This window comes from Cryobacterium sp. MP_M3, from assembly GCF_015752155.1.
GTDB lineage: Bacteria > Actinomycetota > Actinomycetes > Actinomycetales > Microbacteriaceae > Cryobacterium.
The window spans coordinates 1-1,444 of the sequence record NZ_JADOVI010000055.1 but is presented as its reverse complement, the minus strand read 5'-3'; the positions used below and the strand labels follow the sequence as shown (position 1 = coordinate 1,444).

Here is a 1,444-nt window from a genome sequence, read left to right as displayed (position 1 = left end):
GGTCACGTCCCGCTGGGTGGTGTAATTCCTCGTCACCGTGCAGGTCAGTGTTTTCTGATTATGCCGCAGTCAACTCGGGAATGTGAATCACCCCGGTGAGTGTGCCCGCGTCGGCGTCGGTGAGAGCCACGTTGAGGGCGTCCAGCTGGCTCATGGAGGCCTCGGAGAGGTAGCGGCGGGACCCGGCCTCCCACTCGTCGTGCTGCTCGACGAGGACCGCGCCGGCGAGGCGGAGCAGGGCCGCCGGGTTGGGGAACACGCCGACGACGTCGGTTCGACGCTTGATCTCTTTGTTCACTCGTTCGATCGGGTTAGTGGACCAGATCTGGCGCCAGTGTTTGGGCGGGAACCCGCAGAACGCGAGGATGTCTTCCCGGGCGTCTTGGAGCATCTGGGCGACCTTGGAGTGGGTGGGCGTGAGTACCCGGACGACCTCGTCAAACTGCGCCTGAACGTGCTTCGCGTCGGGCTGGGCGAAGATGGTGCGGATCATCGACGCGACCACTTCCTGACTGGCGCGCGGCACGATCGAGAGCACGTTTCGCATGAAATGCACCCGACAGCGCTGCCAGCTGGCGCCTTGGAAGACGGTGCTGATCGCCTTCTTCAAACCGGTGTGGGCGTCGGAGATGACGAGCTTCACCCCGTCCAAACCGCGTGCTCGGAGCGAGCGCAGGAAGCTCGTCCAAAAGACCTCGTTCTCACTGTCACCCACGTCGAAACCGAGGACCTCGCGGCGCCCGTCGGAGGCGACGCCGATGGCGACGACCATCGCTTGGGAGATGACACGGTGGTTAACGCGGGCCTTGCAGTACGTCGCGTCGAGGAACACATACGGGTACCCGGTCTCGCCCAGATCACGGTCGCGGAACGCGGCCACCTCCCCGTCGAGACCCTCACAAATCCGGGACACTTCGGACTTGGAGATGCCAGTATCGGCGCCGAGTGCTTTGACGAGATCGTCGACTTTCCGGGTCGAGACGCCGTGGAGGTAGGCCTCCATAACGACGGCGAACAGGGCCTGGTCGACCCGGCGGCGCTGCTCGAGCAGCGCGGGGAAGAACGACCCCTGGCGCAGCTTGGGGATCTTGAGGTTCAGGTCCCCGGCCGTCGTCGAGAGGAGCCGGGCCCGGGTGCCGTTTCGCTGGGTAGTGCGGTCGGTGTTGCGCTCGAATCGGTCAGCGCCGATGTGTGCGGTGGCCTCCGCGTCGATGAGTTCTTGATAGAGCGTCTCGGTCGCCAACCGGATTCGATCAGTGACGTGGGTGAGTTTGAGATCCGCGAGGAGCGCAAGCAGGGCAGACTGGTCTAGAGCCATCGTGTGTTTGTGTCTTTCTGTGAGGAACTTTGAACGGTTCTCACTGACCATCGCACGATGGCTCACTACGTCGACAATCCGACGCTCAAACCCCGGGGAAATTACACCACTCGGAGGGACGCAACC

Annotated in this window: 1 protein-coding gene; it reads right to left on the bottom strand. The window is 63.6% G+C overall.

Annotated elements, in window-relative coordinates; genetic code table 11:
• Window positions 1-58 precede the first annotated feature (58 nt).
• Entirely contained in the window at window positions 59-1,318 is a 1,260-nt protein-coding gene (locus tag IWX89_RS18310; RefSeq protein WP_231383498.1) for an IS256 family transposase, read from the bottom strand.
• Window positions 1,319-1,444: the final 126 nt, after the last annotated feature.

Excerpts from the sequence above, each read along its gene's own strand:
- IWX89_RS18310 (WP_231383498.1), bottom strand. The coding sequence starts at position 1,318 with ATGGCTCTAGACCAGTCTGCCCTGCTTGCGCTCCTCGCGGATCTCAAA.